Source organism: Geodermatophilus maliterrae, assembly GCF_041018925.1.
Taxonomy (GTDB): Bacteria; Actinomycetota; Actinomycetes; order Mycobacteriales; family Geodermatophilaceae; genus Geodermatophilus; species Geodermatophilus maliterrae.
On record NZ_JBFNXQ010000153.1, the window covers coordinates 1 to 8,175 of the forward strand.

The following is an 8,175-nucleotide window of genomic DNA, read 5'->3' on the forward strand; positions in this document are numbered from 1 at the left end:
GCTGCACGATCCGAAGCTACGACCCGGGTACGACAGTTCCGCCCATCGAACAGGCCGCTGGCCAGGCCTTTCACACACGAACGCCGAGGGGTCGGACCGGGCGCCGAGCTCGCAGTGGGTACACGTCCAGCCCGAGGTGGGTAGACGTCTGAGACATCTGTTGCGGGGACGTTCCGAGACCCGCATGCTTCTGTGCGGGCGGGGCCCCGGGGGACGACACACCTCGGGTGCGCCCCGCCCGCCAGCTTTCCTGCGCCTGTTTTACCCTGGCGCGTTTCGGCCCCCACTCCTGTGGACAAACCTGGAGCAACCGGTCCCGGCGTGGTCGTGAAGTCCCCGCGCCGGGGCCGTGTCATACCCCCGACCGGTCCAGATGCCGGTTCAGTCCCGGTCGCCGTGCAGCGCCGCCCGCACGCCGGCGGCCACGCTCCCGCGCACCGGCAGCCGCGGCAGGAGCAGTGCCTGGGCCACGTGGTAGGCGTCGGGCTTGCCCGACCAGGTCGTCGTCCCCACCCGCCCGTCCGGCGTCAGCTCGTGGTGCCAGTTGCCCGTGGCGTCGTCGGCGAAGACCGCGGCGGCGTGCTCCTCCCACCGGCGGCGGTCGTCGTCGTACCGGCGCTCACCGGTGACCCGCGCGAGGACCGCGGCGGCCCCGATCGCTTCGGCCAGCACCCAGTGCATCCGGGCGGCGACGACGGGGCGGTCGGACCAGTCCAAGGTGTAGACGAAGCCGTCGTGCCCGTCGGCGCGCCAGCCCCGGTCCACCGCGGCGGCGTACAGGGCCCCGGCGTCCGCGAGCAGCCACCCGGGGGCGTCCGGGCCGAGGGCGGCGCGCGTGTGCAGCGCCAGCCGCGACCACTCCAGCTGGTGGCCCACCGTCACGCCGTAGGGCCGGAACGGGTCGGAGGGGCGGTCGGCGTTGTACTCCGGCAGCACGGTCCAGTCGGCGTCGAAGTGCTCGGGCAACCGCCAGTCGCGGGTGCGGGCCTCGCCGTGCACCACCCGCTCGACCACGCGCAGCGCGCGCCGTCGCAGCTCCGCGGCCCGGCCGCCGTCCTCCAGCGCGTCGGCGGCGGCGAGCACCGCCTCGACGCCGTGCATGTTGGCGTTGACGCCGCGGTAGCCGGCGCACGTCGTCCAGGCGCGGTCCCACTCCTCGACGGCCATGCCGGCGGCGTCGTCCCAGAAGTGCTCGTCCCACACCGACAGCGCGTCGGCCAGCAGCGCGGCGCCGCCCGGGAGCCCCGCGGCCGCGGCGCTCGCCCCGGCGAGGACGACGAAGGCGTGCACGTAGGCGGCCTTGGTGTCGTCGCCGTCGGGCGAGGCGGGCCAGCCGCCGTGCCCGGGGTCCCGGAACGGGCCGGTGAGCGCCTCGACGCCGTGCCGGGCCAGCGGGTCCGCCCCGGGCCGACCCAGCAGCGACGCCAGGGCGAAGACGTGCGTCATCCGCGCGGTCACGTACGTCTCGCGCGGCCGCGCGGGGTCGAGCGAGCCGTCGGCGGCCAGGTACCCGAAGCCGCCGTCGTCCCGGCGCGCGCCGGCGGCGAAGGACAGGAGCCGGTCGAGCTCCTCGGTCAGCAGCTCGGGGGAGGCCACTCCGGGACGCTAGCGCGGGTCAGCCCCAGGAGCGCTGTGCCCGGCGCTCCAGGCGGACGAGCAGCGCCGGGTACAGCCGGGGGAACAGCCGCACCATCCGGTCGACGACCCTGGCGTCGTTGCCGACGAGGATCCGCGGCCGACCGGCCTCGACGCCGTCGACGATGATCGTCGCGGCCTGCTCCGCGGGCATCCGCAACAGCTTCTCGTCGTACGTGCGGAGCCGCGCGCGCTGCTCCTCGGTGACCTCGAGGCCCAGCTCCTCGGCCTCCTGCAGCGTCGCGTTGGCGATGTTGGTCCGCACCCCGCCGGGGTGGACCACGCTGACCCGCACGGGGTGCCCGGCGGCGAGCATCTCGCCGCGCAGCGTCTCGGTGAACCCCCGGACGCCGAACTTGCTGGTGCAGTAGGCCGACAGCGTCGGCTGCGCCATGTAGCCGTTGAGGCTGGAGACGTTGACGACGTGCCCGTCGCCGGAGGCGACCAGGTGCGGCAGGAACGCCTTGGTGCCGTGCAGGACCCCGAAGAGGTTCACCCGCAGCACGCGGTCGTAGACCTCCCACTCGGTGTCGAGCACCGTGCGTCCGCCGCCGGAGATGCCGGCGTCGTTGTAGACCTGGTGCACGACCCCGAAGTGCGCGGCCACCGCGTCGGCGTAGGCGAGGACGGCGGCGCGGTCGCGCACGTCGAGGAGGGCCGTGTGCACGTCGGCACCCAGCGCCTCGGCCCGACCGGCGGTCTCGGCGAGCCCCGGCTCGTTCACGTCGGAGAGCGCCAGCCGGGCGCCGCGCTCGGCCAGCTCGAAGGCGAGGACCCGGCCGATGCCGGACCCGGCGCCGGTGACGACGGCGACCTTGCCGGCGACGCTGCTCATAGGGGTGCTCCGGTCGCGGTGGGCGCGGTGCGGGCGTGGTCGGTGACGAGCGCGACGAGCCGGTCCACGACGCCGGGCACGACCTCGGCGGGGGCCGCCCGCTGCTCGGTGGCCGTCACGCGGACACCGCCTCGGCGGGACGGGTGGCCCGGGCGGTCGCGGAGGAGAAGTGCAGCTCCGGGTCGGTCACGTCGTCGGCGCGCAGCAGCTTGACGTCGGAGCGGTAGTCCATCGACGTCAGCCACGGCATCCGGTCGCCCTGGCGGGGTAGCTGGTCGATGGCCCGCTGGACGTAGCCGGCGGCGAAGTCGAGGAACGGCCGGGTCGGCATGTCCGGGTCGGCCGGCTCCGGGCGGCAGGTGTCGTAGCCGTGCGCGTCCATGTGGGCCAGCAGGCGGGTGAAGTGCTCGCACAGCAGCCCGACCTTGAGCGTCCAGGAGCTGTTGGTGTAGCCGATGGCGTAGGCCAGGTTCGGCACGCCCGACAGCATCATGCCCTTGTAGGCGATCGTCTCCGGCAGGCCGACCTCGCGGCCGTCGACGGTGAGCCGGATGCCGCCGAACGCCTGCACGTTGAGCCCGGTGGCCGTGACGACGACGTCGGCCTCGAGCTCGCGGCCCGACTCCAGCAGGATCCCGTTCTCGGTGAAGGTCACGACCCGGTCGGTGACGACGTCGGCCGTGCCGTTGCGGATGGCGCGGAACAGGTCGCCGTCCGGGACCGCGCACAGCCGCTGGTCCCACGGGCCGTACGGCGGCCTGAAGTGCTCGTCGACCGGATAGCCCGCCGGCAGCTGCTTGGTGTTGACCCAGCGGATGAGCCGTCGGGCCCGCTCGGGGTGCTTCTGGCAGAACCGCCAGATCAGCCGGCCCTTGGCGATGTTCTTGCGCCGGATGAGCGGATGCGCCCGCTCCTCGCCCAGCCACCTCCGCAGCCGGTTGGCCAGCCTGTCCTCCGACGGGACCGGCACGACGTAGGACGGCGTCCGCTGCAGCATCGTCACCTTCGCGGCGGTCTCGGCCATCGCGGGCACGAGCGTGACGGCGGTGGCGCCGCTGCCGATGACGACGACGCGCCTGCCGGCGTGGTCGAGGTCCTCGGGCCAGGCCTGCGGGTGCACGATCCGGCCGCGGAAGCGCTCCCGGCCCTCGAACGCCGGGGTGAAGCCCTCGTCGTAGCGGTAGTAGCCGCCGGCGGCGAACACCCAGCCCGCGGTCAGCGTGCCGCGCTCGCCGGTGTCGGTGCGCTCGGTCTGCACGGTCCAGCGGGCGTCCTCCGACGACCAGGACACGGCCAGCACCCTGGTGTGGAACCGCACCTTCTCGTCGATGCCGTGCTCGGCCGCGGTCTCGCGCAGGTAGGCGAGGATCCGGTCGGCGTCGGCGATCGAGCGGGCGTCGCGCCACGGCTTGAACTCGTAGCCGAAGGTGTGCAGGTCGGAGTCCGACCGGATGCCGGGGTATCGGAACAGGTCCCACGTGCCGCCCGTCGCGCCACGGGCCTCCAGCAGCGCGAAGGAGCGCTGCGGGTGGTCGCGCTGCAGGTAGTACGCGGCGCCGATGCCGGAGATGCCGGCACCGACGATGACGACGTCGAGGTGCTCGACCGGCGTCGCGGGAGAGGTCACGGAGGCTCCAGGGTCGGGGACTGCGGGGACGCTGCCTTTCACGATCGGCGCTCGTCGACCGCCGCACCAGGACGACGTGCACCAGGGTGGGTCGCAGGTGGTGCACACTGCCCGGATGAGCGACTGGCCGGCCGTCTCCCCGCGGGTGCGCGACCTGTTCCGGCGGGGCGCGGAGGTCGCGCTGGACCCGCGGGCGGCCTGGGTGGAGGAGGTGCACGCCGCGGCCCTGGGCGGCAGCCGGATGCGGCCGGTCGCCGAGGACCCCGTGCTCGCCGCGGCGACCCGGCGCTCCACGCTGGCCAACCTCCTGCACTGGGCCGCGGCCAACGTCCAGCACCCCGGGGCGCGGGTGCCGGTGGACCTGGGGCCGGAGGTGCTCGAGACCGCACGGGACCTGGTGCGGCGCGGCCTGGACCAGAGCGGCCTGGACGCCTACCGGACGGCGCAGGGCGTGGCCTGGCGCCGCTGGATGGAGATCTGCTTCGAGCTGACCACCGACCCCGGCGAGCTGCGCGAGCTGCTCGACGTCTCGGCGCTGTCGATCACCACCTTCGTCGACGACACCGTGGCCGCGGTCTCGGAGCGGATGCTCGCCGAGCGGGCCGAGCTCACCCGCGGGGCGCACGCCGACCGGCGGGCCGCGGTGACCCTGCTGCTGGAGGGCGCGCCGCTCGGCCGGGCCCGCGCCGAGGCGCAGCTCGGCTACGGCCTGGCCGGACCGCACACCGCGGTGATCGTCTGGAGCGGCTCCGGGAGCGCGGCACCCGAGCAGCTGGAGGCCGCGGCCGAGGCGGCGGTGCGGGCCGGCGGCGCCCCGCACCGGCTCACCGTCGTGGCCAGCGCCGCCGCGCTGTGGGTGTGGCTGCCCGTCGGCACCGCGCCCCGCACGGCCGCCCTGGCCGCCGAGCTGGCGAGCGCCCCCGACGTCCGCGTGGCCGTGGGCCGGCCGGGTCGCGGCGTGGAGGGCTTCCGGCGCAGCCACCTCGACGCCGCCACCACCCAGCGGATGCTGGCCCGCCTCACCTCGCCGCAGCAGGTGGCCCGCTACGAGGACGTGCAGCTGGTCGCGCTGCTCACCAGCGAGCCCACCGCGGTCGACGAGTTCCTCGCCGACACCCTCGGCGGCCTGCTCACCGCGGACGCCGACACCCGCGGGACCGTCCTGACCTACGTGCGCGAGCTGGGCAACGCCTCGCGGACGGCCGCCCGGCTGTACACGCACCGCAACACCGTGCTGCGCCGGCTGGCCCGCGCCGACGAGCTGCTGCCGCGGCCGCTGGCCGACGACGTCCTCGGCGTCGCCGCGGCGCTGGAGGTCCTGCGGTGGCGCGGAGCCGCCGGCTGACGGGACCACGCGCGGGCACCGGGGTGCGGATCCGGACGATCCCGTCCACGATGGGCGCAGGGGAAAGGTCGACGATGACGATGAACCTCCTGCCGCGTTTCGGTGTGGCCCGTGCCGCGCTGACGGTCACGGCCCGGGTGGCCGTGACCGGCGCGAGCCTGGCCGCCGTGCCCGCCCTCGTCACCGCCGACCTGCTCGGGGCCTCGACGCGGACGTCGGTGCGGGCCGTGCGCGCGGCCGCCGGGCTCACCGACCACTCCGTCGACCGGGCGCGGACGGCCGCCGTCTCCGGCGTCCGCGCGGTCGGCACCCTGGTGACCGGGGCCGACCCGCTGCCCACCGGCCGGGTCCGTGACCTCGCCGTCGCCGCCCGGGGCCTGTTCGAGCCGCCGGACCAGCGGCGCACGCCGCGCACGTGGGCCGACTCCGGCTTCGTGCAGGTCGAGGTCCCCGAGCCGGCACCGGACGCCCCGCCGGACGCCGGCCGGGACCTGCGCGAGCGGCTCGAGCGGCTCGAGGGCGTGCGGTGGGCGGCGGTCAACGAGGTGGTCGGCCGGGTGCTCGTCGCCGTCGACCAGCGGCGGGTCGGCGTCGAGGACGTCGTCGAGACGGTCGGCACCCTGCACCGGACGGCGGCCGGGGACGACGGACTGCCGGAGCGGGAGGACCACCCCGCCGACCTCGAGCCGGTGCTGGCCGCGCTCGCCTCGGCGGCCATCGACGTCCTCGCCGTCGGGGTGGCCGCCGCTGGCCGGGCGCTGCCGGTCCCGGCGCTGTCCCGGCACGTCACCCTCGCCCTGCCGCTGCTCGACTCGCAGGACTGGCTCACCCGCGCGCTGACCCGGCGGATCGGCGGCGTGGGCACCGGCCTGGCGTTCGACGGCCTCTCGGCGCTGCTGCACTCGCTGACCCAGAGCCCGACGGTGCCGGCCCTCAACGCCATCGCGTCGGTGCAGCAGGCGCTGGAGGCCCGCGCCCGCCGCCAGGTGTGGCGCCGCCGCGAGGAGGAGTTGTGCCACCCCCGGCCCGACGACCGGGGGACCGGTCCGGTGGCCGACGACGGCGGACGGCCGGTGCCGCTGCCCCGGGGCGTCGTCGAGCGGTACACCGCACGGCTCGGGCCGGCGACCACCGCCGTCGCGCTGCTCGTGCTGGCGCTGACCCGGCGGCCGGGCCGCTCGGCCGACCTGGTCAAGGCGCTGAGCCCGAAGGCCGCGCTCCAGGGGCGGGAGTCCTTCGCCGCGACGCTGGACCTGCTGATGTGCCGGGCCGGCGTGGTGCCGATGGACGGGTCGGTCTACCGCCGCCTGGACCGCGTCGACTGCGTGGTCGTCGACGGCGCCGCGCTCTGCACCGGCCCGCCGGTGGTGCTGGAGGCGACCGCGGAGGCCGGGGACTGGGACGACGCCCGCGTGTGGACGGCGGCGTCGCGGCTGCTGGACGACGACGGCCGCGCCGACGGGGGGCAGGGCCCGGACGGCACCCGCCTGGGGCCGTCGCGGGAGACGCCGGAGGCGCCGGGCGCGCAGGTGCGGGCGCTGCTCGACGGCCGCCGCCGGGTCGGGACGGTCGTCGTCACCCGGGAGCTCGACCCGTACGCGGAGGCGCTGCTGGGCGCGGCCGGCGCGGCCGGGCACCTGGTCGTGCTCACCGCGCACGCCGGCGCCCGGGACGTCGCCGGCATGGCCGGGCAGGTCGCGCCGGCCGACGAGCCGCTCGCCCGGGTCGTGCGCCGGCTGCAGACCGAGGGGCACGGCGTCCTGCTGGTCACGGCCACCGACGCCGCCGCGCTGCTCGCCGCCGACGTCGGCGTGGCCCCGGTCGGGCCGGAGCGCTCGCCGGCCTGGGGGGCCGACCTGCTCACCGGCGAGGGGCTGGCCCCGGTCTGCCGGGTGGTGTCCGCGACTGTCGACGCCCGGGCGGTGAGCCGCCGGTCGGTGCAGGGTGCGGTCACCGGCAACGTCCTCGGTGCCCTGCTCGCGGCGGTCGGCTCGGCGCTCTACGGGCAGCGGAAGGCGACCACCCCGGGCAAGACGGCGACGCTGGTGGCGATCGCCGACGGCGCGTGGACGGCGGTCCGGGCCGCCCGCCGGCCGGACCCCGCCACGTCGGTGCACACGCCCTGGCACGCGCTCGACCCCGACGACGTCCTCCGCCGGCTGGCCGCGCTGCCCGACGCCCCCGGGCCGCGGTCCCGCCGGCGCGTCCCCGGCGCCGCGCTGCTGCGGGGGCCGGTCCGGTTCGGGCGCACCGTGGCCGCGGAGCTGGCCGACCCGCTGACCCCGGTCCTCGGCGCCGGAGCGGGCGCCACCGCGGTGCTCGGCGAGAGCGCCGACGCGGTCCTGGTCGGCAGCGTCACGGTCGGCAACGCGCTGCTCGGCGCGCTGCAGCGCATGCGCGCGGAGACGGCGCTGGAGTCGCTGCTGCTCGAGCAGGACGTCCTCGCGCACCGCGAGACCGACGGCGGCCTGGAGGAGGTGCCGGCCGGCGAGCTGCGGCTCGGCGACGTCGTCGCCGTCTCCTCCGGCGACGTGCTGGCCGCCGACGCCCGGCTGCTCGAGGTGGCCGACCTGGAGGTCGACGAGTCGAGCCTGACCGGCGAGTCGCTGGCCGTGGCCAAGTCGATGGCGGCCACGCCGGGCGCGGAGGTGGCCGACCGCCGCTGCATGCTCTTCGACGGCACCACGGTGGTGGCCGGCACCGGCCGGGCCGTCGTCGTCGCGGTCGGCACGG

6 protein-coding genes are annotated in these 8,175 nt (G+C 76.6%); 2 read left to right on the forward strand and 4 right to left on the reverse strand.

Features of this window, described 5'->3' with window-relative positions; all coding sequences use genetic code 11:
- Window positions 1-381 precede the first annotated feature (381 nt).
- Genes ABQ292_RS25345 through ABQ292_RS25360 form a run of 4 tightly spaced genes read right to left on the reverse strand, consistent with a single transcriptional unit; the run spans window position 382 to window position 4,097 of the window.
- Window positions 382-1,596: an AGE family epimerase/isomerase gene (locus tag ABQ292_RS25345; RefSeq protein ID WP_369210474.1), complete on the reverse strand. Its 1,215-nt coding sequence runs from the start codon at window positions 1,594-1,596 to the stop codon at window positions 382-384.
- 19 nt (window positions 1,597-1,615) lie between these two features.
- Window positions 1,616-2,470 carry an SDR family NAD(P)-dependent oxidoreductase gene (locus tag ABQ292_RS25350; protein WP_369210475.1) on the reverse strand — a complete coding sequence of 285 codons (855 nt, stop codon included), beginning with the start codon at window positions 2,468-2,470 and terminating at the stop codon, window positions 1,616-1,618.
- Entirely contained in the window at window positions 2,467-2,589 is a 123-nt protein-coding gene (locus tag ABQ292_RS25355) for a hypothetical protein (RefSeq protein ID WP_369210476.1), read from the reverse strand. Before ABQ292_RS25355 ends, ABQ292_RS25350 begins: the two co-directional genes overlap by 4 nt.
- Window positions 2,586-4,097, reverse strand: coding sequence for a flavin-containing monooxygenase (locus tag ABQ292_RS25360; RefSeq protein WP_369210477.1), 1,512 nt, complete (start codon window positions 4,095-4,097; stop codon window positions 2,586-2,588). Before ABQ292_RS25360 ends, ABQ292_RS25355 begins: the two co-directional genes overlap by 4 nt.
- 115 nt (window positions 4,098-4,212) lie before the next feature.
- Between ABQ292_RS25360 and ABQ292_RS25365 the strand changes: the two genes are divergently transcribed.
- Window positions 4,213-5,442, forward strand: coding sequence for a PucR family transcriptional regulator (locus ABQ292_RS25365; RefSeq protein WP_369210478.1), 1,230 nt, complete (start codon window positions 4,213-4,215; stop codon window positions 5,440-5,442).
- 74 nt (window positions 5,443-5,516) lie between these two features.
- A partial coding sequence (locus ABQ292_RS25370) for a P-type ATPase actuator domain-containing protein (protein ID WP_438940636.1) occupies window positions 5,517-8,175 on the forward strand: 2,659 nt, incomplete at its 3' end.

Coding starts and splice junctions, on each gene's coding strand:
- ABQ292_RS25350 (WP_369210475.1), bottom strand. CDS start 2,470: ATGAGCAGCGTCGCCGGCAAGGTCGCCGTCGTCACCGGCGCCGGGTCC.
- ABQ292_RS25365 (WP_369210478.1), top strand. CDS start 4,213: ATGAGCGACTGGCCGGCCGTCTCCCCGCGGGTGCGCGACCTGTTCCGG.